The following is a 23,416-nucleotide window of genomic DNA, read 5'->3' as shown; positions in this document are numbered from 1 at the left end:
AGAGCGCTGTCCGGGATTCCCGATCACCGAGGCGTGGAGCAGGATGAGAGTGCGCCCCGCACGGAACCGCGCCACCCCAGCAGCGCACAGAGCAGTGGAGACCATGACCCGCCCCACCCCGCGCCGCACCGCCGGTCCCGCCGGCCCGGTCGGCCCCGGCCGCACCGCCCGCACGGGCCCGCGCCTGCCGTCCTGGCTGCCCGTCGACGGGTACGTCCTGGCGCTGCTGGGCACCGTCGCCCTCGCCGCGCTCCTGCCCGCATCCGGCGCGGCGGCGGACGTCGCCGAGGGCGCGTCGACCGGCGCCGTGGCCCTGCTCTTCTTCCTCTACGGGGCCCGGCTCTCCACCCGCGAGGCCCTCGACGGCCTCAGGCACTGGCGGCTCCACCTCACCGTCCTCGGCTGCACCTTCCTGCTCTTCCCCCTCCTCGGCCTCGCCGCGCAGGGCCTCGCTCCGACCGTGCTCACCCCCCAGCTCGCCGGCGGGTTCCTCTTCCTCTGCCTGGTGCCGTCCACCATCCAGTCGTCCATCGCCTTCACCTCGATCGCCCGGGGCAACGTGCCCGCCGCGATCTGCGCCGGCTCGTTCTCCTCACTCGCCGGCATCGTCCTCACCCCCCTGCTCGCGGCGCTCCTCCTCGGCAACAGCGCGGGCGGCCTCTCCGCCGACGCGCTCCTGAGGATCGTGCTCCAGCTGCTCGTGCCGTTCCTCGCCGGCCGGCTCCTGCGCCGCTGGGTCGGGGGTTTCCTCGTCCGCCACAAGAAGGCCCTGGGGTACGTCGACCGCGGTTCGATCCTCCTCGTCGTCTACACCGCCTTCAGCCAGGGCATGGTCGCCGGCATCTGGTCCCTCGTGACCCCCGCCCGGCTCGCCCTGCTGCTCGCCGCCGAGGCCGTCCTCCTCGCCGTGATGCTCTCCCTGACCTGGTACGGAGCCCGCCTCCTCGGCTTCGACCGGGCCGACCGGATCGCCATCCAGTTCGCCGGCTCGAAGAAGAGCCTGGCCGCCGGGCTCCCCATGGCCAGCGTCCTCTTCGGCCCGCACGCCTCGCTCGCCGTGCTGCCGCTGATGCTCTTCCACCAGATGCAGCTGATGGTCTGCGCCGTCATCGCGAAGCGCCGCTCACACGACGGGGAGCCCGCGGCTCCTCAGGCCGCCGCTTCCGCTTCCGCGGCTTCCGAGCCCGCCGCTCCCGGCTCGGCCGTTCCACCGGCCGCCGCCCCCGAACCCGTACCCGCCCCCGGTGATGCGACCGGCCGGTGACCCCGTGCGCCCCCTCCGTCGGCCGGATCACACCCCCGGCCGCCCCGCGATGATCATCGGGGCCGCTACGGTGCTCCCATGCCCGCACTCGATCCCGGCCGCACCGCGCTCGTCCTCGTGGACCTGATGGAACGCATCGTCGCGCTGCCCCTCGCCCCCCGCCCCGGCACCGACGTCCTCGCCGCGTCCGCCCGCCTCGCCGACACGTTCCGGGCCGCCGGCGCGCCCGTCGTCCACATCCGGGTCGAGCGGCCGAACGTCGACAGCCAGCCGCCCGGCAGCGAGCTCGTCGCCGACCTGGTCCGGGACGGCGAGTCCGTCGTCGTCAAGCGGACCATCGGCGGCTTCCAGGACACCGGGCTCCACCAACTGCTCTCCGGGTTCGGCGCCACCACGCTGGTCCTCGGCGGCATCGCCACCAACCTCGGCGTCGAGTCCACCGCCCGCGCCGCCTGCGACCTCGGCTACGACCTCGTCTTCGCCGAGGACGCGATGTCGGCCCTCACCGCCGACGAGCACCGCGCCTCCGTCGACCTCGACTTCCCGCGCCTGGGCACGGTCGCCCCCGTCGACGCGATCACGCTGGACGGCTTGGAGTGACCCCGGTCCCGATACGGTACGGGGCCCGCCCCTGCTCGCTCGTCGTCTGCCGCGGCTGCTGCTGCGGCGACGCCCGCAAGAACCCCGGCACCGACCACGCCGGCCAGCTCGCCCGCCTCCGCGCGGCCGCCGCGGCCTCCGGTGGCCGGCTCGTCGTCCGTACCAGCGACTGCCTCGGACCCTGCGCCCAGGCCAACATCGTCGTCGTCCAGCCCTCCACCGAGGGCCGTCGGCGCGGCGGACGGGCCGCATGGATCGGCTTCACCCTGGACGAGGACTGCCTCGACGACATCCTCGGCTGGACCGCGGCCGGCGGCCCGGGCCTCGCCCCGCCCCCGGCCACCCTCGCCCTCCAGATGATCGACCCGCCGAAGAACTGAGCCCGGCCGGATCACGGCCCCGCCGGACGGTGACACGGCCCGGGGCCGGGCCGCGTCGCACGGTCGTCGGGTCCGGCCCCGGGCCGCGTCACACGGCGGTCAGGCCGGTCCCGGGTCGCGTCACATGGCGGTCAGCCGGTACCAGGCCGCGTCACACGGCGATCCGGTGCTCTCCCGCGTACACGTTCATGTTGGGCCCGCGCAGGAAGCCCACCAGGGTCAGGCCCGTCTCGGCGGCCAGGTCGACGGCGAGCGAGGACGGGGCGGACACGGCCGCGAGCACCGGGATGCCGGCCATCACGGCCTTCTGCGCCAGCTCGAACGAGGCCCGCCCCGACACGAGCAGCACCACCCGCTCCAGCGGCAGCAGCCCCTCCCGCAGGGCCCGCCCGACCAGCTTGTCCACGGCGTTGTGCCGGCCGACGTCCTCCCGTACGTCGAGCAGCTCGCCGTCCTCGGTGAACAGCGCCGCCGCGTGCAGCCCGCCGGTCGTGTCGAAGACCCGCTGCGCCTCCCGCAGCCGCTCGGGCAGCCGGGAGAGCAGCTCGGGGGCGAGCCGCACCGGGGGAGTGTCGGCGATCGGGAAGCGCGCCGTCGTGCGGACGGCGTCCAGGCTGGCCTTCCCGCACAGGCCGCACGACGAGGTCGTGTAGACGTTCCGCTCCAGGCTGATGTCCGGGACGGCCACCCCCGGGGCCAGCTGGACGTCCACGACGTTGTACGTGTTGCCGCCGTCGTCCGTGGCCCCCGCGCAGTACACGATGTTCCGCACGTCCGAGGCGGCCGCGAGGACCCCCTCGCTCACCAGGAACCCGGCGGCGAGCGCGAAGTCGTCCCCCGGGGTGCGCATGGTGATCGCGATCGGGCGCCCGTTCAGGCGTATCTCCAGCGGCTCCTCGGCCACCAGGGTGTCGGGCCGTGCGTTGACCGCACCGCCACGGATCCGCAGCACACGCCGTCGCTCGGTGACCCGACCCATCGTGACCGTTCTCGATTCTCTCCGCAGTGACGGCCGGGAAGGCCCCGGCCGGGCCATTCTCCTCCACCCGCACCGGGTCCACACCCGGTCCCGCGGCCGTTCGGGAGCCGGTCCCCACCTGGGTCGTTGTCACGGTCGGCCAAGCAGTACGGGGGAATCTTGGTGGTTTACGTCATCGGTTACCCATCAGTCGCTGGCAAGACTGGGGGGTCCTGCCGTACGAACGAACCACCTAGGGGGTCCCTGGCATGACGGGCACTCGCATCGCCGCGCTCGGGCACTACCAGCCCGCCAAGGTGCTGACCAACCACGACCTCGCGGAGATCGTCGACACCGACGACGCGTGGATCACCAGCCGGGTCGGCATCCGCACCCGGCACGTCGCCGGGCCCGACGAGCCGGTCGACGAGCTCGCCGCGCACGCGGCGGGCAAGGCCCTCGCCACCGCCGGCCTCACCCCCGACGACATCGACCTCGTCCTCGTCGCCACCTCCACCGCGATCGACCGCTCCCCGAACACGGCCGCGCGCGTCGCCGCCCGCCTCGGCATGACGTCGCCCGCGACCATGGACCTCAACGTGGTCTGTGCCGGCTTCACCCACGCCCTGGCCACCGCCGACCACGCGGTACGGGCCGGCGGCGCCCACCGGGTCCTGGTGATCGGTGCCGACAAGATGACCGCCGTGACCGACTGGACGGACCGCACCACCTGCGTCCTCACCGGCGACGGCGCGGGCGCCGCGATCGTCGAGGCCGTCGAGGACGCGGACGCGGGCGACGAGCCCGGCATCGGGCCGGTCCTGTGGGGCTCGGTCCCCGAGATGGGCCACGCCGTCCGCATCGAGGGCACCCCGCCCCGCTTCGCCCAGGAGGGGCAGGCCGTGTACCGCTGGGCCACCCAGCAGCTGCCCGCGCTCGCCCGCAAGGCATGCGAACGCTCCGGCATCGCCCCCGAGGAGCTCGCCGGCGTGGTCCTGCACCAGGCCAATCTGCGGATCATCGAGCCGCTCGCCGCGAAGATCGGCGCCGTCAACGCCATCGTCGCCCGCGACGTCGTCGACTCCGGCAACACCTCGGCCGCCTCCATCCCGCTCGCCCTCGCCAAGCTCGTCGAGCGCGGCGAGCTCCCCTCCGGCGCCCCGGTCCTGCTCTTCGGCTTCGGCGGCAACCTCTCGTACGCGGGTCAGGTCGTCCGCGTCCCCTGACGCGGCCCCGGCACTCCGCCTCCCGGCGGCCGCCCGGTCCGCGCGCCGCCGGGAGACCGTGCCGCGCGCGGCCTCCGAGCCCGGCCACCACGCGCGGCCTCCGCGCCCGGCCTTGGCGCCCCGCACGGCCCCGTGCTCCGTTCGGCGGAGCCCGGTGGCGGCGCGCCGGGGGCGGACCTAGCTTCGATCACGGTGAGGGTCGTTTCGCCTCGGACACGGAATCGCTCCGCGTCCGAACCCTCGCGTGAACCGGAGGACCGTCCATGCGCGCGATACGTGCCGCTTCCGCCGCCCTGCTCAGCGCCGTCGCCGTGGTCACGGTCGCGCCCCTCGCCCTGGCGGACGAAGTCGACCGGAACATCACGTCGTTCGGCTTCTCCGTCACCCCCGCGACGATCGCCCCGGGCGGCACCGTCACCCTCACCTCCGACGGCTGCGAAGTGCCGTCCGTGACCGTCACCTCCGGTGTGTTCGACACCGTGACCCTCACCGAGGGCCGCTCGGGCAACGCGACCGTGGACGTCGACGCCAAGGCCGGCACCCAGTACGAGATCACCTTCGACTGCAAGGGCGAGCGCGGCACCACCACCCTCACCATCGCCCAGGGCGAGCCCCGCCCGAAGCCGGACGGACAGGACACCGACCTGCCCGCCGGCGCCCACAAGGGCGTGAAGGCCGGCTTCGGCACCGCCTCCGCCACCGGCTCCGAAGGACTCGGCACCACCGAGGTCGTCACCGGCGCCCTGCTCATCGCCGGCGCGCTCGGCGCCGCCGTCGCCCTCACCCGCCGCCGCGCCTGACCGCCGGGACCAGGGGGACCTGAAACGGCCCCTCCGCCCCGGTATGACGAGGTCCGGGACGGAGGGGCGCCACCATTGCGGGACGCTGCCGAGGAGGGCGGGACGTGGGGCGGTCGGACGCCACGACGCGGTCGGACGAAACGGCACGGCCGGGTGACAAAGCGCGCTGGGGTGAAGAGGCGTGGTCAGGCGAGAAGGCCCGATCGGACGAACGGGCCCGGTCCCACGGCCCCGCACACCACCGCGCCGGACGCCACGGCGCCTGGGGCGTCATCGCCGTCGTCCTCCTCGTCGGCGTCCATCTCGTACGCGGCGGTACGGACGAGCTCCGCGCCGACGGTCCACCGCAGCCCCTCGCCGCGGCCGCCCCCGACGGCGCCACCCGCGCCGGCACCTCCGCGCTCACCCCCGTCTCCGCCCCCGACCCGCTGCCCCCCTCCACCCCGCTCCGGGTCCGTGTCCCCGCCGTCCGCATCGACGCGCCCGTCACCGACGTCGGACTCGACGCCGACGGCTGGATCGAAGCCCCGCCCCCCGAGGGCAACCGGCTCGCGGGCTGGTTCACCGGCGCGGTCACCCCCGGCGAGCGGGGCACCGCCGTCGTCGTCGGCCACGTCGACACCCCCGGCGGCCGTGCCGTCTTCTACGACCTCGGCGCCCTCGCCAAGGGACACCGCGTCGAGATCGACCGACGCGACGGCCGCACCGCCGTCTTCGCCGTCTACGGCGTCGAGGTCGTCCCCAAGGCCGCCTTCCCCGCCGCCCGGGTCTACGCGGACTCCGGCCACCCCGAGCTACGCCTCATCACCTGCGGCGGCGCCTTCACCGAGGCCGACGGCTACACCGGCAACGTCGTGGTCTCCGCCCGCCTCGTCACCGTCCGCTGACCACCCCCGACCTGACGGACTCCCCCCGCCCCATTGGCCTGGACCACGCCACCGTCGCCAAGGTGGCCCCACGGAGCCGGCGTCGGGGGGCGTCGAGCTCCCACACCCCACCGCGGCCGCCCGCAGCCCTCCTCGCCGGGCCGCCCCGCGCAGCCCCCCACCCCCTCCACCAGGCACTTCACGGCATTCCCCCTCTCCACTCCCCACGCTGCGCTCACGCTCGACGACAGAACGTGAACCCAGCCGGACAATTCGTCCGGAATCCCGCGCGGCCCCCTCCCTCCACCCCACTGACCACGGGAAACGCTGGTGAACGGCACCTCAAACCCCTGGTAGAGTTACATCTGTCGCCGCGAGGGAAACCGCAAAGCGACAGACACCTAGTCCGGGTGGCGGAATGGCAGACGCGCTAGCTTGAGGTGCTAGTGCCCTTTATCGGGCGTGGGGGTTCAAGTCCCCCCTCGGACACCACACGAAAGTGCCGGTCGATCTCGAATCGACCGGCACTTTTCGTATGCCCGCCGACGGGTCGGCGGGCACCCAGGGCGGGGGCGGGAGGCCCTTATCCTGGGGAAATGAGCGAGAACCTTCCCCCGTGTCCCCAGTGCTCCAGCGAGTACACCTACGAGATGAACAGCCTGGTCGTGTGCCCGGAGTGCGGCCACGAGTGGGTGCCGGGCGCCGAGGGTGACGCGGACGCGGAGGCGGGCGGGGAGCGGGTCGTCAAGGACGCTGTCGGCAACGTGCTCAGCGACGGGGACACGGTGACGGTCGTGAAGGCCCTGAAGGTGAAGGGGAATCCCTCCGGGATCAAGGCCGGCACCAAGGTGCGCAACATCCGACTGGTCGACGGTGTCGACGGTCATGACATCGACTGCCGCATCGAGGGGTTCGGGGCGATGCAGCTGAAGTCCAGCGTGGTCAAGAAGGCATGACCGGCGTCGGGCTCGCCGGTTCAGAGGGAGTTGCAGGCGGCGAGCCGGCCTGAGGACAGGCGGACACCGCGAGTGAAGACGACGCTGCCGCCGGAGGGGGCGGGGGCGGGGCGCGGTGACGAAGCTGCCGACCGGCGCCGGTCATGCGGCGCGTTTGCGCGCCACCACGAGGCGGCAGTGGGGGCTGCCGTCCGGTCGGTGGCCGAGGGTGTCGATCGCGGTGAGGGAGACGTCGAAGCCCGCGTCCGCGAGGCGGGTGCGGACGTCGGCGAGGCGGAAGGTCCGGTAGTACATGACGAAGGGGGGACGCCGGACGGCGTTCCGGACGCGCATGGCGGCGTCGAAGCCCCACAGGGTCCAGTAGAGGCGGGACCCGACGGGGGGCGGGGCGGGGAGCGGGAAGGCGAAGGTGCCGCCGGGCCGGAGGGAGGCGTGGACCTGGGTGAAGAGGGTGCGCTGGGCGGCCGGGAGGAAGTGGCCGAAGGCGCCGAAGCTGACCGCCAGGTCGAAGGCGGGGGCGAAGGGCAGGGCCAGGGCGTCGGCGCGGACCAGGTCGGCGGTGGGGTGGGCGGCGCGGGCCCGGGCCAGCATGCCCGTACTGAAGTCGACGCCCGTGACGCGGCCCGCGCAGACGGAGCGCAGGACGCCGAGTCCGGCGCCGGTGCCGCAGCAGACGTCGAGCCCCGAGTCGAAGGGGCCGAGGGTCTCCAGGGTGTGCGCCACCGCCGTCAGGAGGCGGTCGGAGGTGCGGAACGGGGTCGCGTCGAACTTGCCGGCGAGCAGGTCGTAGCCGTGCTCGACGGAGGAGAGGGCCTGGACGGTCAGCTCGCGGAGGCTGGGGCCCTGCGGGGTGAACATGGTTCCGACCCTATGCCGTGACGGTCCGCCGCACGCGGTACTCCGCGGACCGGTACGAGGAGGTACTCCGCGGGCCGGTACGAGAGGCCGGTACGCGGAGGCGGGTCAGAGCGCGCTGCCCACCGGGGGCGTCGGCCAGGCCGGGGCGATGCCCGTCAGCTGGCAGACCAGCAGGTACAGCGGGATCGGCGGGGTGTAGGGGGAGATGCCGTCGGGGTGGTGGATGAGGCGGGGGGCGCGGTCGGGGATCTCGGCGTCCGGGGCGTAGCAGGCGGGCAGCGGCCAGGTGAGGTCCAGGTCGGAGCCGGCGGGGACGAGCCACCACCACCAGTCGGAGTCGGCGTAGACGCAGCCCTTGGCGGGGAGGCGGGAGAGGATCTTGAAGCCGAAGCGGGCGGGGACGCCGACGGCGTCGCAGCCGAGACCGGTGTGGAGGCCGACGGGGACGGCGAGACGGGTGGCGCGGAGTTCCGCGGAGTCGAGCGTCCCGGAGCCGGGGGAGATCGAGCCGATTCCTCCGGGCTGCGGTCCTCGGGGGTCGGAGATGCCGCGCTGGCGCGGGACGGTGAGGTTCTCCGGCGGCTTGCGGGCCGACCGCGGGAGCATGCGGGAGGCCATCGACCTCAGCATGGTTCCCCCATGCCGTGGGCGAGCTCCGCCCAGACGACCTGTGCCGTGCCGTGTCCGGTGCGGTCGGCGCCCCAGGCGGTGCAGAGGGCGTCGACGATGAGGAGTCCGCGGCCGCGTTCCTCCTCGCCGCAGTCGCGTATTCGGGGTCCGGCCGGGCCGCCCTCGTCGCGGACCGCTATGCGCAGGGTCTCCTCGTCCTCGCGGAGCTCGCAGACGACCCGGTCGCTGGCGGTGTGCACGACGGCGTTGGTGACGAGTTCGGAGACGACGAGGGCGACCGTGTCGCGGATGTCGGGGCCGCAGCCCCAGAGGATGAGCCGTTCCTCGGCGAGCCGGCGGGCGCGTGCGACGGACGCGGTGCGCGCCGGGAGCTCGAAGGCGAAGCGGCGGACGGGATCGGTGTGCTGCTGTGGGCGCTGGGCCATGACCCGAGGGGCTCGCGGGCTCATGAGACCTGAGGGCTGCGCGTTACCAGAAGCCACGACCGGTTCCTCACAACAGTGGGCAGGACTGCCGTACGCCACTGTCGCCGTGGCGCGATGGCGCACGGCGGCAGCGTGTACTGGTTTCACCGGAACACTGTCCTCCTGCGCCGGACACTTGGCAAGTGGCACTCTGAAAATTGCAGAGTGCCTTGTTCTCACTGGCGCGGCTTCGTGGCACACTCGTCGAAACAGTGCGTCGGGGAGGTCTGAGAGTGAGCGAGCCGCGGTCCGCCCCCACGGTGGGACAGGTCGTTCTCGGCAGGCGCCTGCAGGATCTGCGGGAGCGGGCCGGCCTGAGAAGGGAAGAGGCCGCCAGGGTTCTCCGGGTGGCCCCGGCCACCATCCGGCGGATGGAGACCGCCGAGGTCGCGCTGAAGATCCCGTACGTCCAGCTCCTGCTGAAGGAGTACGGGATCACGGACTCCGAGGCCGAGGGCTTCGTCGCCCTCGCGGAGGAGGCCAACCTCCCCGGCTGGTGGCAGCGGTTCCATGACGTGCTGCCCGGCTGGTTCTCCATGTACGTGAGCCTGGAGGGGGCGGCGAGCCTCATCCGGGCGTACGAACCCCAGTTCGTGCCCGGTCTCCTCCAGACCGAGGCGTACGCCCGTGCCATTCTGCGCAGCGGGGCGGTCGGTGGCGGCAGCGATGCCGGCAAGGACGAGGACGCCGAGCGTCATGTAGCCCTACGGATGGAGCGTCAGTCCCTGCTGACCAGGGAGGACGCCCCGAAGTTCTGGGTGATCATGGATGAGACGGTGTTCCGCCGACCGGTCGGCGACGGGCCCGAGGTGATGCGCGACCAGCTCGACCGGCTGCTCGAAGCGTCCGAGTCGCCGAACGTCACCCTGCAGATCGCGGAGTTCGCGTCCGGCCACCATCCCGGCACCTACGGACCGTTCGTCCTCTTCCGCTTCGCCATGCCCGAACTGCCGGACATGGTCTACAGCGAGTACCTGACCGGCGCCGTCTATCTCGACGCGCGTCCCGAGGTGGCATCCCACCTGGAGGTCATGGACCGCATGGCGGCTCAGGCCGCGACTGCACAACGCACGAAGGAGGTTCTCCGGAATCTCCGCAAGGAGCTGTGAATGGATCGCATATACAACGGCATGCCCGCCGCTGAGCTCGGTGCCGAGGGTTGGCACAAGCCCTGGAGCGGCGGGAACGGGGGCAACTGCGTCGAGGCCATGAAGCTGGCCGACGGCAGAGTCGCCGTGCGACAGTCCGCAGACCCTGAAGGACCAGCGCTCATCTACACCCACGGGGAGATCGCCGCTTTCATCCTGGGCGCCAAATCCGGTCAGGCTGACTTTCTGCTCACCTGAACCCTTCCGTCCCACCCCTACCATCGCGTAACTCTTGCTGTAGTGCCAGCCGTTCATCCCGACCAGGAGAGCCGATGACCCAGGACCCCGCATCCGTACGGATCGACACCAGCAAGCCTCATCCGGCGCGGATGTACGACTGGTTCCTGGGCGGCAAGGACAACTACCCGGTCGACGAGGCGATGGCACGCCAGCTGCTCACCGTCGACGCCCGGGGCCGGGACATGGCCCGCGTCAACCGGGCCTTCATGCACCGCGCCATCCGCTGGCTCAGCGCCCACGGCGTCCGGCAGTACCTGGACGTCGGCACGGGCATCCCGACCGAGCCCAACCTGCACCAGATCGCGCAGGAGGCCGCGCCGGAGTCCCGCATCGTCTACTGCGACAACGACCCGATCGTGCTCGCGCACGCGGCCGCCCTGCTGCGCTCGACCCCGGAGGGGGCCACCGAGTACATCCAGGCGGACGCCCGCGAGCCCGAGGTCATCCTCGAAAGGGCCGGAAAGGTCCTTGATTTCGACCAGCCGATCGCGCTGTCGATGCTCGCCCTGCTGCACTTCGTCGGGGACGAGGACGGCGCGTACGAACTGGTCGCCAAGATCGTCGAGAAGCTCGCGCCGGGCAGCTACCTCGTCCTCTCCCACGTCACCGGGGACTTCGACCCCGAGGGCGCGGCGAAGGCGAGTGCCATGTACCGGGCGCGCGGGCTGACCCTGCGGCCCCGCTCGCGCGACGAGCTGGCCGCGTTCTTCGAGGGCATGGAGTTCGTCGAGCCCGGTGTCGCCCTCACCGCGGAGTGGCACCCGGAGCTGGGCGAGCCCGTCCCGGTGCAGGGCGACGACCCGATCCCGGGGTGGGCCGGCGTGGCCCGCAAGCTCTGACCCGAACCGTACGGAGCACCGGAAGGGCCCGTGGACCGCACCCGGTCCGCGGGCCCTTCCCGTTGTCCTAAGGCCGCACCAGCGTCACCAGGAAGCGCTGCGCGCGGCCCACGTTGCCGGCCGCGTCGATCGTGCGGTACTCGACCGTGTGGGTGCCGAGGTCCGGGGTGGCGTCGTCCCACGGCACCGCGCGGCTCCGCCCCAGCTTCCCGTACACGAGGTCGTCGATCACGGTGCCGCCCGGCGAGAACCGGAACGGCGCGCCGGCGTCCGTCGGCCAGCCGTAGTACGTGTACCAGCCGTCGCCGTCCACCCGGAACTGGCTGACGACGGCGCCCTCCTGGTCGTCCCGCGCGGTCAGCCGCAGGGTGAACGGCCCGTCGTAGACGTACTCCACGGGGCGGCCCGGGCGCCGTACCGTGCGCAGCGGCGTGGACAGTTCGTACGCGGCCGTCGCCGGGCGGGCGTCCACCGCCCAGCTCAGCGCCTCGCCGGTGCCCGGGATGCGTGCGGTCAGCGTGTGCGTACCGGGGGACAGGCGCAGCGAACCCAGGTCCAGGTCACGGTCGTTGCGGCTCACCGGGCGGACGGGGCGGCCGTCGAGGCGCCAGTGGACGGCCGGCGTGCGGTCCCCCGGGTGGGTGGTGTCCGCGTGGACGACCGCCCGGGCGCCGACCGGCCGACCGGTGGGGGTGTGACCGGTGAACGCGGCCTCCACCGGCTCCGCCCGGGTGGTGAGCGAGGGGTCCACCGTCCAGCCGACCGTACGGGTCAGCGCGGCCGAGGCGCGGACCGCCGGATCGCGGACGAAGGGCGTCGGATCGGTGACCGTCGCCGTGAGCGTGTGCGCGCCGGGGGAGACGTCGAGGCTCCGCAGATCGAGGACGCGTGCACCGCGGGTGGGCAGCGTCCGGCCGTCCAGCCGCCAGGTGACGGCGAGTTCACCGCCCACCGGGTGCAGGGTGTCCACCCACACGGTCCGGTCCGCGCCGATCGGCGTGCCGTTCGGCGTGTGGTCCTGGACCAGGTTCACCTTCGCCGAGATGGCCTTGACCATCACCTCGCGTTCCACCTGGTCGAAGGCGTAGCCGAGGGTCTTCATCAGGGAGTGCCGGCTCGGGCGCCAGACGCCCTTCGTGCTGTACAGGCCGCCCTCGAAGCGGCCGATGACGCCGCCGGACTCGCTCTCCTCGCCGAGCCAGCGCCACCACTTCGCCCGCTGCTCCCTCATCTGCTCCTCCGTCAGGAGGGTGTGATGGACGGAGCCCGGCTCGGGACCGGAGTACGCCTCGCCCGGGACACCGCGCGCGTAGTAGTCGTACTCGTCCTGGAGGCCGCCGAGCGAATGGCCTATCTCGTGCGGGGTGATGAGGGAGGAGAGCGCGTTGCCGCCGGAGGCGGTGGCGTAACTGCCGCCCGCGCCACCGTAGGTGGAGCTGTGGGCGAGGGCGACGATCTGCCGGTTGGCGCGGGTCGTGCCCGGCACGAGATCGGCCAGGGCCGCCGCCTTGCGGCTGTCGACGGTGAGCAGCCGCTGCACGCTGTCCGGGTTGCAGCCGCCCCAGAAGCCCATGTCGAGCACCGTGTCACGGGCGGGGGCGGCCAGTCCGGGGTCGCAGTCCACACCGGACTCGGCCGAAGGGGCCTCCACCGCCCACACGTTGACGTACGAGCGGTAGGAGGCGAAGGGCTCGATGCTCCACAGCGTGTTCAGGTGCCGTTCGAGGTCGGCCCGGAAGGCGGGCAGCTCCGCGGCGGTGTAGCCGTCGCCCATGAACACCAGGTTGAACCGCCGGTCGGCGGGCCCGGTCGTCTGGACGGGGACGACGACGGGACCGTCACCGGTCGTCGGGGTCTCCGCGGCCGCCGGTCCCGCTCCCACGAGTCCGGCGGCCAGCAGACAGACCGCGACGAGCCGTGCCAGGCGGCCTCTTCGTGCTCCATTGCGCTGTGAGGTCATGGGGCGCGAGCCTAGGCCGCGCCCCCGGCGCCGTAAAGATGTTCGTCGGTCGTACGGTTCCGCGACGCTTCAGTGCCGCAGGTACGCCAGACCCGGGTGCTCAGCCCGGTAGCCGTCCACGAGCCGGCGGGCCACCGCCACCGAGTCGACCAGCGGATGCAGCGCGAACGCCTTGACCGCCGTCGCCCGCGAGCCGCTCTCCGCCGCGGCGAGGACCTCCCGCTCGACCGCCTTCACCGCGGTCACCAAACCGGCGGCGTGGTACGGCAGGGGGGCCACCGAGACCGGATGGGCGCCGTTCGCGTCGACCGAGCAGGGCACCTCGATCACCGCGTCCGCGTCCAGCGCGTCCAGCGTCGAGCCGTTGCGCACGTTGAGGATCAGGGTGGCCCGCTCGTCGCGCGCGATCGCCCGCATGAGCGCCAGCGCCACCTTCTCGTAACCGCCGGACTCCAGGTCCTGCTCGTCGCGGTCCCCGGTCCCGGCGGCCTCCCGGTTGGCGGCCATGTAGGTCGCCTCGCGGTCGGCGAGCGTACGGTGCCAGGCGTCCAGGGCCGAGGCGTCCGGCTTGCCCGTCTCCTGGTAGAAACCGGCCTGCTGGTCACGGAGATAGGCGCCGCGCGTCCGCTCCGCCGTCCGATAGGCGTGCACCGCCTCCCGGTTGAAGTAGTAGTAGTGCAGGTACTCGTTGGGGATCGCGCCGAGCGAGCGCAGCCACTCGGGCCCGAAGAGCCTGCCCTCCTCGAAGGAGCCGAGCGCCGCCTCGTCGGCGAGCAGCCCGGGCAGCAGGTCCCGGCCGCCGACCCGCAGACCGCGCAGCCAGCCCAGGTGGTTGAGGCCCACGTAGTCGATCCACGCCTCGTCGGGGTGCGCGCCGAGGACACGGGCGACCCGCCGGCCCAGGCCCACCGGGGAGTCGCAGATGCCGACGACCCGGTCGCCGAGGATCCGCGACATCGCCTCCGTGACCAGGCCCGCCGGGTTGGTGAAGTTGATGACCCAGGCGTCCGGGGCGAGTGCGGCGACCCGCCGGGCGATGTGCGTCGCCACCGGCACGGTCCGCAGCCCGTACGCGATCCCGCCCGCGCCCACCGTCTCCTGCCCGAGCACGCCCTCGGCGAGGGCGATCCGCTCGTCGGCCGCCCGGCCCTCCAGACCGCCGACCCGGATGGCGGAGAACACGAAGTCGGCCCCGCGCAGCGCCTCGTCCAGGTCGGTCGTCGCCGTCACGACGGGCGCGTCCGGCACCCCGGCACCCTGCTCCGCGAGGACACGGGCGATCGCCGAGAGCCGTGCCTCGTCGAGGTCGTGGAGCCTCACCCGGGTGACCCGCCCCTCGGCGTGGTCGCCGAGGAGGGCGCCGTACACCAGCGGCACCCGGAATCCGCCGCCTCCGAGAATCGTCAGTTTCATGCTCGTACGCTACTCGCGCGCCCTCTCCGGGCAGCGGGATCGCCGACGGGTGTCCACGCGGGCGTCCGGATGCCGGGCGCCGCCCCGCACCCGTGGTGGGGGAGAATGACGGCATGTCCCGACGCAAGACCCGCCCCCGTACGGCCCCGGCCGCCGCGCCCGCCGTGACCGCGGCCTCCCCCTGCCCGTGCGGCCTCGACGCCGCGTACGGCGCATGCTGCGGAAGGTTCCACACGGGGACCGGCGGCACGGCGCCCACCGCCGAACTCCTCATGCGCTCCCGCTACTGCGCCTTCGTCGTCCGCGACGAGGGCTACCTGCTGCGCACCTGGGCGCCGGAGACCCGGCCGGACGACGTCGACTTCGACCCGGGGCTGCGCTGGTCCGGCCTGGAGATCGAGGGCACCACCGAGGGCACCGCCTTCCACCAGCACGGCACCGTCACCTTCACGGCCCGCTACGCACACGGCGGCGAGCAGGGGGCCCTGCACGAGCGGAGCCGCTTCGCCCGCCACGAGGGCGCCTGGGTGTACGTGGACGGCGACTTCATCGAGTAGCGGGAGCAAGGGCGCAGGCGAGCCCGGGAGTCGCGGAGCACCGGGAAGCCCGGGCGCCCCGTCGGCCGGTCTCAGCCGCGGACGGCCACGGCCCGCTCGCCGGTGCGCTCCCGCGGGATCCCGTGGGCGAGGTCCTCGGCGACGATCCGTTTGGCGATGGCGTCCGTCGCCACCCGCAGCTCGGGCCCGCTGGGCCGGCCGCGCTCCTGCTCGATGGTGTCGGAGAGCCAGTCGCCCCAGGCGTGCGTGATGACGTCGGCCTCTCGCCGGCCCGCCGCCGTGTGGGAGAGCAGGTTCCCGTCACGGGTGAGGTACCCCTCCTCGACCATCCGCTCGAAGACCGGCAGGAGCACCTCCGGCGGGACCCGCCGGCCCGCCGCGATCAGACCGAGGCTGGCGTGTCCGACGGTCCGGGTGAACAGCTCGACCTGCATCACGGCCCAGGCGCCGGCCGTGTCGAGGCGGGTGTCGGAGGTGGCGACGATCCGCCGGACGGTGTCCAGGTCGGTGCGGCGCAGGATCCGGCCGACGGCCAGTTCGAGGAGCTTCGCCGAGTCGCCGGACGTGGTGGGGGAGCCGAAGCCCTCGCCCATGTCGGGGGCGGCCTCGCGCGCCGAGTCGCGGAGGGGCACCTGCTTGAGGAAGAGGGCCACCACGAAGCCGACGGCCGCGACCGGCACGGTCCAGAGGAACACGGTGTGGAGGGTGTCCGCGTAGGCGTGCACGATCGGCTCGGCGATCTCCGGCGGCAGGCCGTGCACCCCGGCCGGGCTCTGTGACGCCTCCGCGAGGCCGGACGGGTCCACCCCGAGGCTCTCGGCGACGGCCGCGGCCTCGGCGACCCCCGCCGTCAGGTTGGGCTTGAGGGAGTTGACGTAGATCGTGCCGAAGACGGCGGTGCCGAACGAGCTGCCGAGCGTGCGGAAGAAGGTGACCCCGGAGGTGGCGGTGCCGAGGTCGGCGTACTCGACGGTGTTCTGCACGGCGATGGTCAGGACCTGCATGCACAGGCCGATGCCGACGCCGAGGACGAACATGTACAGCGAGGCGAGCCAGGTGCTGGTCTCGGGCTCCATGAGGGAGAGCAGGTAGAGCCCGAGGCCCATCACCAGACAGCCGACGATGGGGAAGATCCGGTAGTGACCGGTCTTGCTGACGACGTTGCCGCTGAAGATCGACGCGATCAGCAGACCGATGACCATGGGGAGGGTGCGGATGCCCGAGACGGTCGCCGAGTCCCCGTCGACGTACTGGAGGTAGGTCGGCAGGAACGTCATCGCGCCGAGCATGGCGAAGCCGACCACGAAGCTCAGTACGGAGCAGACGGTGAAGACCGGGTTCGAGAACAGCCGCATGGGCAGCATGGGTTCGGCCGCCCGGGTCTCCACCCAGCAGAAGAGGGCCAGCGCGACGAATCCGCCGACGAACAGCCCGATGATGACGCCGGAGGTCCAGGCGTACTCGTTGCCGCCCCAACTGGTCGCCAGGATCAGGGCGCTCGCGCCGACGGCGACCAGCGCGATGCCGGCGTAGTCGATGACCGGGCGGCTCGCGGAACGCACCGAGGGGATGGTGCGGGCGGCGGCGATGACGACGAGGATCGCGATGGGCACGTTCACGTAGAACGCCCAGCGCCAGGTCAGGTGGTCGGTGAACAGACCGCCGAGGAGCGGGCCGATGACGGTGGAGACGCCGAACACCGCCCCGATGGCGCCCTGGTACTTGCCCCGTTCCCGCAGCGGGATCACGTCGGCGATGAGCGCCATCGAGGTGACCATCAGACCGCCGGCGCCGATGCCCTGGAGGCCGCGCCAGACGATCAGCAGCGTCATGTTGGTGGCGAGTCCGCAGAGGAACGAGCCGGTGATGAAGACGACCGCCGAGATCTGGAAGATCACCTTGCGGCCGAAGAGGTCGCCGAACTTGCCGACGAGGACGGTCGCGACCGTCTCGGCGAGCAGATACGCGGTGACCACCCACGACATATGGGCGGCGCCGCCCAGATCCGAGACGATGGTCGGCAGGGCGGTGCCGACGATCGTCTGGTCGAGGGCGGCCAGGAGGACACCCAGCATGATCGTGCCGAAGACGATGTTGCGGCGGCGGCTGTCGAGCACGGGTGGCTCGGTGGCGGCCGAGGGCGCGGGCGCTGCGTCGCTGGTCGTGGTCACTCTCGCAGCGTCACACCGGCACCAGGGGCGTGCATGCGGGGGACGGCCGAACAGGTGTACTGCACCGTCGCCCCGACGAGCCCTGTCAGGGGGTGACGGGGAGCTGCGGGTGGTGCTTGGCGAGGATCTTGTTGGCACGCGCCAGTGCGGCGAGCGCGTGCTCGCGGTCCGCCCGGTCCTCCGCGCAGAGCGGTCCCCGGAAGCGGTACACCTCGCGCGCCGCGCAGTCCGCGTCGACCTCGGCCTGGAGGACGTGCAGCGGGAGGCAGGAGCCGATCATCGCGGCCACACGGTCGGGGATCGGGACGGGGACGAGAGGCGAGGGCGAGGTGATCACGGGTCAGTCCTAGTCGGTCCGGGAAGAGTGCGGAAGGTTCTCCTCTCCAATACGTACCGGATCGCGGTACAGGTTCCGGTACGGCTCGGTCGCGACGGGGCAACAGCGCACTGGGCGCCCGCTCGAACACGGCGGGACCGGGGGAGCCGACCGCCCGGCGGCGTCGCCCGGCGGCGTGGGCGTTCCCGCAGGTGCGGGGGTGCGCGGGCGTGCCGGGCTTGGTGCACCGGCCCTGTGTATCGCTCGAATGTTCGTCGAACACACTGCCGTCGCAGGGCTGTGGGGCCTGCTTGATCACCCGGTGAATGTGAAGGATCTCACTCCCCGGTTCAGAGGCTTCCGGTCGGGCCGGTCCTGTGCCTGGGGCGGCCTGCTGTGCCTGGGGTGGCTCCCTGTGTCCGGGGTGGCCCACTGCGCCTGGGGTGGCCCCCGGCGTCCGGGGTGGCTCCCTGTGTCCGGGGTGGCCCCCGTGTCCGGGGCGGCCCCACAGGGCCCGTGAGGCGAACTGGGCGCGAGGGGTCTACGTGAGGATCTCGGCAAGGTCGTACGAGACCGGCTCCTCCAGCTGCCCGTAACCGCAGGACTCCGGCGTCCGGTCCGGACGCCACCGCTTGAACTGGGCCGTGTGGCGGAAGCGGTCGTCCTCCATGTGGTCGTAGCCGACCTCGCAGACCCGCTCCGGCCGCAGCGCCACCCACGACAGGTCCTTCTTGCCCGACCAGCGGCTCGGCGCCCCGGGCAGCCGCGCCCCCTCGTGCGCGGACTCCTCGGTCCACGCCGCCCAGGGATGCCCGTCCGGCGGGTCCATCCGGAGCGGTTCCAGCTCCTCGATCAGCTCGGCCCGCCGCACCGCGGTGAACGCCGCGCAGACACCGACGTGCTGGAGCGCGCCTCCGTCGTCGTACAGGCCGAGCAGCAGCGAGCCGACCACCGGACCGCTCTTGTGGAAGCGGTAGCCGGCCACGACCACGTCGGCGGTCCGCTCGTGCTTGATCTTGTACATGAGACGGGCGTCCGGCCGGTACGGCAGATCCAGCGGCTTGGCGATCACCCCGTCCAGGCCCGCGCCCTCGTACTGCTCGAACCAGCGGGCGGCGAGCTCCGCGTCCCGGGTCGCCGGGGCCAGATGGAGCGGCGCGTCGACCCCGTCGAGGATCCGTTCCAGGGCCGTCCGCCGCTCGCCCAGCGGGACGTCGAGCAGCGACACCTCGCCGAGGGCGAGCAGGTCGAAGGCGACGAACCGGGCCGGAGTGGTCTCCGCGAGCATCCGGACCCGGGAGGCCGCCGGGTGGATCCGCTCGGTGAGCCGGTCGAAGTCGAGGTGCCCGTCGTGCTCGATCACGATCTCGCCGTCGATCACGCACCGCTGCGGCAGCCGGTCCGCGAGCGCCTCGACCAGCTCCGGGAAGTAGCGGGTGAGGGGCTTGCCCGTACGGCTGCCGATGACGAGCTCCGGCCCGTCCCGGTGCACGATCGCACGGAAGCCGTCCCACTTCGCCTCGTACTGCATCCCGGGCGGGATCCGCTTCACGGCCTTGGCGAGCATCGGTTTCACGGGCGGCATCACCGGAAGATCCATGGGGTGATTGTCCGGTATGCGGGAGTTGTCGGCGAGCCCTAGGCTGACCCGCATGGCAGGCAAGGCGGCAGCGGTGGAACTGGAAGTCGGCGACCGGACCGTGCGGGTCTCCAACCCCGACAAGGTCTACTTCCCCGAACCCGGCTACACCAAGATGGACCTGGTCCAGTACTACCTGGCCGTCGGCGAAGGCGTCACCCGCGCCCTGCGGAACCGCCCCACCACCCTGGAGCGCTACCCCGACGGGGTGACCGGCGAGTCCTTCTTCCAGAAGCGCGCGCCCACATACATGCCGGACTGGATCCCGACGGCGCACATCACCTTCCCCAGCGGCCGGTCGGCCGACGAGATGTGCCCGACCGAGCCGGCGGCCGTCGTCTGGGCCGCCAACCTCGGAGCCGTCACCTTCCACCCCTGGCCGGTACGCCGGGACGACACCGACCGCCCCGACGAACTCCGCATCGACCTCGACCCGCAGCCCGGCACGGACTACGCCGACGCCGTCCGCGCCGCCCACGAGCTCCGCGCCGTCCTCGACGAGCACGGGCTGCGCGGCTGGCCGAAGACCTCCGGCGGGCGCGGCCTCCACGTCTTCGTGCCGATCGCACCCGAATGGACGTTCACCCAGGTCAGAAGGGCGGCCATCGCCTGCGGCCGCGAGCTGGAACGACGGATGCCGGAGCGGGTCACCATCAAGTGGTGGAAGGAGGAGCGCGGCGAACGGATCTTCGTCGACTACAACCAGACCGCCCGGGACCGCACCATCGCCTCCGCCTACTCCGTACGCCCCCGCCCGCACGCCCCGGTCTCCGCGCCCCTGCGGTGGGAGGAGGTCGACGACGCCGTGCCGGGGGACTTCGACATCAGGACGATGCCGACCCGGTACGCCGAGGTCGGCGACGTCCACGCGGACATGGACGACGAGCGGTTCAGCCTGGAGTCGCTGCTTGAACTGGCCCGGCGGGACGAGGCGGAACACGGCCTCGGCGACCTGCCGTATCCGCCCGAGTACCCCAAGATGCCGGGCGAACCGAAGCGGGTGCAGCCGAGCCGGGCCAAGAAGGCGCCGGCGGGGGAGAAGGCCGAGGGGGAAGCCGAGGGGAAGGGTGCGGCGAAGGCCGAGGGGGAGGCCGACGGGAAGGCCGGTGGAAAGACCGCCGGAAAGGCCGACGGGAAGGCCGGGGGAAAGGGTGCACGCTCAACGTAGCGAAGCCCAGGTCCACATGGGGCTTACGCGGTCGAAGAGGCGAGGGCCTGCAGGGCCGCGTGGGAGGGTGAGCCGGGCTCGGCGCTGTAGGCGATCAGGCTGAGATCGGGATCGTCGCCGGCCTGGAAGCTCTCGTAGTTCAGGGTGAGATCACCGGCGGTGGGGTGGCGCATGTGATAGCCGCCGTGGGTGCGGTCGGCGACCTCGTGATCGGTCCACAGCCGGCGGAATTCCTCGCTGCGGTCGGTGAGTTCCTCGACCAGAGCGGCCAGGGCCGGGTCGCCGGGGTGGCGCCCTGCATCCATGCGCAGGTAGGCGACGACATTGCGGGCCTTGGTCTCCCAGTTGACGTACCGGCCGCGCACCTCGTCGTCGAGGAAGACCAGCCAGGCCGTGTTGCGGTGCGCGGGCGGCACGTTGGCCAAAGAGCCGAGGAGCTCGGCGTAGAGGGCGTTGAAGCCGATGACGTCGGTGCGTCTGCCGACGACGTAGGCGGGCGTCGCGGTCATCGAGTCGAGCAGGGCCTGCTGACCGGGGCGCAGTCGCTGGCGCTGCGGTGCGGCGGCGGGGCGCGGGGCGAGGGCGCGGGCCAGGTTGAACAGGTGGATCCGCTCGGTCCCGGTCAGGGCCAGGGCCGTGGCCACCGAGTCGATCACGGCATCCGAGACGTTCCCGCCGCGGCCCTGCTCGAACCGCACGTAGTAGTCCACACTCACGCCCGCCAGCTGGGCGAGCTCCTCGCGGCGCAGCCCGGGGACCCGACGGCGCTCGCCGTACCGGGAGAGGCCCGCGTCCTCGGGCTTGATGCGCGCCCGGCGCGAGCGGAGAAAAGCTCCCAGTTCAGCTCTGCCGTCCATGCCACACACCCTAAAGGGGTTCTGGCAGTACCCAGGTTGCCCGGTTCCCGGTAAAGGCGCAGCCCTGGGTGGCCGTGCGGCGCGGCAACAGGATGGAGCACACAGCGGGCAGCGAACAGGGAAACCCTCCCGAGGACGCCCGCATGACAACAACTCCAGATGCACCACGAACCCCAGGAGCTGCACAGGCTCCAGAGATGAGAACTCCGTGTACCACATCGCCGTTTCCTTCGACATCCCCGCCGAGCACCGGGAGACGTTCATCGCCGCCGCGCTCGAGGACGGCCGCAACTCCGCCCGCGACGAGCCCGGTACGCGACGCTTCGAGCTGATCACCGACGCGGACGACCCGGAGCGCTTCTACCTGAACGAGGCGTACGACGACGAGGCGGCCTTCGACGCGCACTGCAAGGGCGAGCACTTCGAGAAGTTCTTCGCGATCATCGAGAAGTTCGCCGAGGGGCCGGTCTGGCTCATCAAGGGCACCCGCGTCGAAGACCCCGCCGCCACCTCCCACAACGCCTGACAGGAGCCACACACCATGACACTCACCGTGATCGCCGGCTTCGAGGCCAAGCCCGGCCGGGAGGACGACCTGCGGACCGCGCTGGAGGCCATGATCGAACCCTCCGTCGCAGAAGAGGGCTGCCTGGCGTACGAGCCGTACGCCGACCCCGACCGGCCGTCCAGAATGGTCATCATCGAAGAATGGACCGGCCGCGAGGCCCTCGACCTGCACTTCACCACGCCGCACTTCGCACACGTGGCGGAAGTCCTCGACCGGGTGCTCGCCGAGCCGTTCACGATCCGCTACCTGACACCGGCGGCCGCTCCGCAGGCCGCCGAGACCGACTAGCGCGACGGCCAGCCGCGTGCCGGCTGCGGAAGCACTTCGGGGGTGCCGGCGAGCCCGTCGCCCCCGAAGCACACTTCGCTGTCAAAGGGCATCCGGGTCGGAACCGCCCCGCCGTTTCTCCGACCCCAAAACAACACGAACGATCGTGCTAGCATTTTTGCATAGCCAGGACGACCGAGGAGAACCGGCATGTACCCGATGGCTCCGCTCGTACGCACCACCCTGAACACCGCCGCCCGCGTCGCCCCCGGGCCGGCCGGCCGTCTCGCCTTCCACCTCTTCGTGCGTCCGCTCGGCCGCGCAAGGCTCAAGCCCGAGGAACGGGACCTGTTCGCCACCGCCCGCACCGGACGCCTCCGGGTCCGGGGCAAGGAGGTCGTCACCTACGCCTGGGGAGACGGCCGGCGGCCCGTCCTCCTCGTCCACGGCTGGTCCTCGCGCGCCTCGCGCCTCACCGCCTTCGCCGAGGCGCTGATCGCCCGCGGCTACAGCCCGGTCGCCTTCGACGCCCCCGGCCACGGGGAGGCGCCCGGCCGAGCCAGCAACATCCTCGAATACCGCGAGATCATCAGGGAGTTGCACGCCCGGCACGGCGACTTCGACGCCGTCGTCGCCCACTCCTTCGGCGCCCTCGCCGCACTCTTCGCGCTGCGGGACGGCGTCCGTACGGCCCGCTTCGTGGGACTCGGCGCCGTCGGTTCCTTCGACCTGCTGCTCGCGGGCTTCCGGGCCGGCCTCGGAGTGGACGAGCGGGTGATCCGGTGCATGCGCGACCACGTCGAACGCCGGCTCGCCCCGGACGAGCCCGGCATCTGGGACCGCTTCGGCGCCGACCGGAACCCCGGTGAACTCGACGCGCCCGTCCTGCTGTTCCACGACGAGACCGACGACATGGTGCCCCTCGCCCAGGCGCGCCTGCTCGCACGCGCCCACGGCGACCGGGCCAAGCTCGTCGTGACCAAGGGCCTCGGACACCGCCGCATCCTCAAGAACCCCGAAGTCGTCGCCGCGGCCGTGGAGTTCGCCACCGCCGACGCCGCAACGGAGCCGGCGGTCACGACGCCCGACGACAGGGTCGCAGCGGGCTGACCGAAGCCGGCACGAGGCCCGCCGCGATCGACGTGCCAGGTCGGCGAGCGGCCGGAACGCGGCGGCACCGTGCCGGTCGTCGACGCTGATCGAGGTGGCCTCTTCGAGGCGCCGGGTGCAGGCGGCGCCCCGGGCCGGCGTCGCCCGCCGAGTCCCGGTCC

The 23,416-nt window shown here is 72.5% G+C and carries 25 protein-coding genes and 1 tRNA gene; 16 read left to right on the top strand and 10 right to left on the bottom strand.

What is annotated here, in order from left to right:
• Nucleotides 1-103 precede the first annotated feature (103 nt).
• From ACFVZH_RS06510 to ACFVZH_RS06500, 3 genes are all read left to right on the top strand, one after another.
• A complete protein-coding gene (locus ACFVZH_RS06510; protein WP_384893872.1) occupies nucleotides 104-1,264 on the top strand; it encodes a bile acid:sodium symporter family protein in 1,161 nt (386 codons plus the stop codon).
• A gap of 78 nt (nucleotides 1,265-1,342) precedes the next feature.
• A complete protein-coding gene (locus ACFVZH_RS06505; protein ID WP_384893870.1) occupies nucleotides 1,343-1,864 on the top strand; it encodes an isochorismatase family protein in 522 nt (173 codons plus the stop codon).
• Complete coding sequence (locus tag ACFVZH_RS06500) at nucleotides 1,861-2,244, top strand: (2Fe-2S) ferredoxin domain-containing protein (protein WP_384893868.1); 384 nt, start codon at nucleotides 1,861-1,863, stop codon at nucleotides 2,242-2,244. Before ACFVZH_RS06505 ends, ACFVZH_RS06500 begins: the two co-directional genes overlap by 4 nt.
• Before the next feature lie 151 nt (nucleotides 2,245-2,395).
• Here the strand turns inward: ACFVZH_RS06500 and fdhD are convergent, their stop codons facing one another.
• Nucleotides 2,396-3,223: a formate dehydrogenase accessory sulfurtransferase FdhD gene (gene fdhD / locus ACFVZH_RS06495; protein ID WP_384893867.1), complete on the bottom strand. Its 828-nt coding sequence runs from the start codon at nucleotides 3,221-3,223 to the stop codon at nucleotides 2,396-2,398.
• A gap of 248 nt (nucleotides 3,224-3,471) precedes the next feature.
• On the opposite strand from fdhD, the gene ACFVZH_RS06490 reads away from it, so the two are divergent.
• From ACFVZH_RS06490 to ACFVZH_RS06470, 5 genes are all read left to right on the top strand, one after another.
• Nucleotides 3,472-4,428, top strand: coding sequence for a beta-ketoacyl-ACP synthase III (locus ACFVZH_RS06490; RefSeq protein WP_384893865.1), 957 nt, complete (start codon nucleotides 3,472-3,474; stop codon nucleotides 4,426-4,428).
• A 263-nt stretch (nucleotides 4,429-4,691) separates the two neighbouring features.
• A complete protein-coding gene (locus ACFVZH_RS06485) occupies nucleotides 4,692-5,228 on the top strand; it encodes a hypothetical protein (protein ID WP_384893863.1) in 537 nt (178 codons plus the stop codon).
• 104 nt (nucleotides 5,229-5,332) lie between these two features.
• Entirely contained in the window at nucleotides 5,333-6,115 is a 783-nt protein-coding gene (locus ACFVZH_RS06480; protein ID WP_384893861.1) for a class F sortase, read from the top strand.
• Between the two features lie 383 nt (nucleotides 6,116-6,498).
• Nucleotides 6,499-6,586, top strand: a tRNA-Leu gene (locus tag ACFVZH_RS06475).
• A gap of 104 nt (nucleotides 6,587-6,690) precedes the next feature.
• Nucleotides 6,691-7,050: a zinc ribbon domain-containing protein YjdM gene (locus ACFVZH_RS06470; RefSeq protein WP_384893859.1), complete on the top strand. Its 360-nt coding sequence runs from the start codon at nucleotides 6,691-6,693 to the stop codon at nucleotides 7,048-7,050.
• Nucleotides 7,051-7,191: 141 nt separating this feature from the next.
• On the opposite strand, the gene ACFVZH_RS06465 is transcribed toward ACFVZH_RS06470, so the two are convergent.
• The 3 genes from ACFVZH_RS06465 to ACFVZH_RS06455 form a co-directional block, all read right to left on the bottom strand.
• Complete coding sequence (locus tag ACFVZH_RS06465) at nucleotides 7,192-7,908, bottom strand: class I SAM-dependent methyltransferase (RefSeq protein ID WP_384893857.1); 717 nt, start codon at nucleotides 7,906-7,908, stop codon at nucleotides 7,192-7,194.
• A gap of 105 nt (nucleotides 7,909-8,013) precedes the next feature.
• Nucleotides 8,014-8,526, bottom strand: coding sequence for a hypothetical protein (locus ACFVZH_RS06460; RefSeq protein WP_384893855.1), 513 nt, complete (start codon nucleotides 8,524-8,526; stop codon nucleotides 8,014-8,016).
• Nucleotides 8,527-8,531: 5 nt separating this feature from the next.
• Nucleotides 8,532-8,963, bottom strand: a complete 432-nt coding sequence (locus ACFVZH_RS06455) for an ATP-binding protein (protein ID WP_384893853.1) — start codon at nucleotides 8,961-8,963, stop codon at nucleotides 8,532-8,534.
• A gap of 272 nt (nucleotides 8,964-9,235) precedes the next feature.
• Between ACFVZH_RS06455 and ACFVZH_RS06450 the strand changes: the two genes are divergently transcribed.
• The 3 genes from ACFVZH_RS06450 (at nucleotide 9,236) to ACFVZH_RS06440 (ending at nucleotide 11,229) form a co-directional block, all read left to right on the top strand.
• A complete protein-coding gene (locus ACFVZH_RS06450) occupies nucleotides 9,236-10,111 on the top strand; it encodes a helix-turn-helix domain-containing protein (RefSeq protein ID WP_384893851.1) in 876 nt (291 codons plus the stop codon).
• A complete protein-coding gene (locus ACFVZH_RS06445) occupies nucleotides 10,112-10,348 on the top strand; it encodes a DUF397 domain-containing protein (RefSeq protein WP_384893849.1) in 237 nt (78 codons plus the stop codon).
• Between the two features lie 74 nt (nucleotides 10,349-10,422).
• Nucleotides 10,423-11,229 carry an SAM-dependent methyltransferase gene (locus ACFVZH_RS06440; RefSeq protein ID WP_384893847.1) on the top strand — a complete coding sequence of 269 codons (807 nt, stop codon included), beginning with the start codon at nucleotides 10,423-10,425 and terminating at the stop codon, nucleotides 11,227-11,229.
• 67 nt (nucleotides 11,230-11,296) lie between these two features.
• Here ACFVZH_RS06440 and ACFVZH_RS06435 read toward each other — a convergent pair whose 3' ends face one another.
• Nucleotides 11,297-13,189: a M64 family metallopeptidase gene (locus tag ACFVZH_RS06435; RefSeq protein WP_384893845.1), complete on the bottom strand. Its 1,893-nt coding sequence runs from the start codon at nucleotides 13,187-13,189 to the stop codon at nucleotides 11,297-11,299.
• Between the two features lie 69 nt (nucleotides 13,190-13,258).
• Nucleotides 13,259-14,602 (bottom strand): 6-phospho-beta-glucosidase, encoded by a 1,344-nt coding sequence (locus ACFVZH_RS06430; RefSeq protein ID WP_384893843.1) that lies wholly within the window; start codon nucleotides 14,600-14,602, stop codon nucleotides 13,259-13,261.
• Nucleotides 14,603-14,715: 113 nt separating this feature from the next.
• Here ACFVZH_RS06430 and ACFVZH_RS06425 point away from each other — a divergent pair, with 113 nt between their 5' ends.
• Entirely contained in the window at nucleotides 14,716-15,159 is a 444-nt protein-coding gene (locus ACFVZH_RS06425; protein WP_384893841.1) for a YchJ family protein, read from the top strand.
• A 71-nt stretch (nucleotides 15,160-15,230) separates the two neighbouring features.
• Here ACFVZH_RS06425 and ACFVZH_RS06420 read toward each other — a convergent pair whose 3' ends face one another.
• From ACFVZH_RS06420 to ACFVZH_RS06410, 3 genes are all read right to left on the bottom strand, one after another.
• Nucleotides 15,231-17,330 (bottom strand): MDR family MFS transporter, encoded by a 2,100-nt coding sequence (locus tag ACFVZH_RS06420; protein ID WP_384893839.1) that lies wholly within the window; start codon nucleotides 17,328-17,330, stop codon nucleotides 15,231-15,233.
• 85 nt (nucleotides 17,331-17,415) lie between these two features.
• Complete coding sequence (locus tag ACFVZH_RS06415; RefSeq protein WP_051034050.1) at nucleotides 17,416-17,610, bottom strand: hypothetical protein; 195 nt, start codon at nucleotides 17,608-17,610, stop codon at nucleotides 17,416-17,418.
• A gap of 577 nt (nucleotides 17,611-18,187) precedes the next feature.
• Entirely contained in the window at nucleotides 18,188-19,246 is a 1,059-nt protein-coding gene (locus ACFVZH_RS06410; protein ID WP_384893838.1) for an ATP-dependent DNA ligase, read from the bottom strand.
• Nucleotides 19,247-19,298: 52 nt separating this feature from the next.
• On the opposite strand from ACFVZH_RS06410, the gene ligD reads away from it, so the two are divergent.
• The gene (ligD, locus tag ACFVZH_RS06405; protein ID WP_384893836.1) at nucleotides 19,299-20,453 is read left to right on the top strand and encodes a non-homologous end-joining DNA ligase; all 1,155 of its coding nucleotides are present in this window, start codon (nucleotides 19,299-19,301) and stop codon (nucleotides 20,451-20,453) included.
• Nucleotides 20,454-20,476: 23 nt separating this feature from the next.
• Here ligD and ACFVZH_RS06400 read toward each other — a convergent pair whose 3' ends face one another.
• A complete protein-coding gene (locus tag ACFVZH_RS06400) occupies nucleotides 20,477-21,310 on the bottom strand; it encodes a helix-turn-helix transcriptional regulator (RefSeq protein WP_384893834.1) in 834 nt (277 codons plus the stop codon).
• 208 nt (nucleotides 21,311-21,518) lie between these two features.
• On the opposite strand from ACFVZH_RS06400, the gene ACFVZH_RS06395 reads away from it, so the two are divergent.
• The 3 genes from ACFVZH_RS06395 (at nucleotide 21,519) to ACFVZH_RS06385 (ending at nucleotide 23,255) form a co-directional block, all read left to right on the top strand.
• On the top strand, nucleotides 21,519-21,836 hold the full coding sequence (locus ACFVZH_RS06395) for a putative quinol monooxygenase (RefSeq protein WP_384893832.1): 318 nt from the start codon (nucleotides 21,519-21,521) through the stop codon (nucleotides 21,834-21,836).
• A gap of 15 nt (nucleotides 21,837-21,851) precedes the next feature.
• Nucleotides 21,852-22,166, top strand: coding sequence for a putative quinol monooxygenase (locus ACFVZH_RS06390; protein ID WP_384893830.1), 315 nt, complete (start codon nucleotides 21,852-21,854; stop codon nucleotides 22,164-22,166).
• Between the two features lie 189 nt (nucleotides 22,167-22,355).
• Nucleotides 22,356-23,255, top strand: a complete 900-nt coding sequence (locus tag ACFVZH_RS06385) for an alpha/beta fold hydrolase (RefSeq protein ID WP_384893828.1) — start codon at nucleotides 22,356-22,358, stop codon at nucleotides 23,253-23,255.
• The last annotated feature ends 161 nt before the right edge of the window (nucleotides 23,256-23,416 follow it).

Source organism: Streptomyces sp. NPDC059534 (assembly GCF_042743475.1).
Taxonomy (GTDB): domain Bacteria; phylum Actinomycetota; class Actinomycetes; order Streptomycetales; family Streptomycetaceae; genus Streptomyces.
This window is presented reverse-complemented; position numbering and strand designations above follow the sequence as displayed.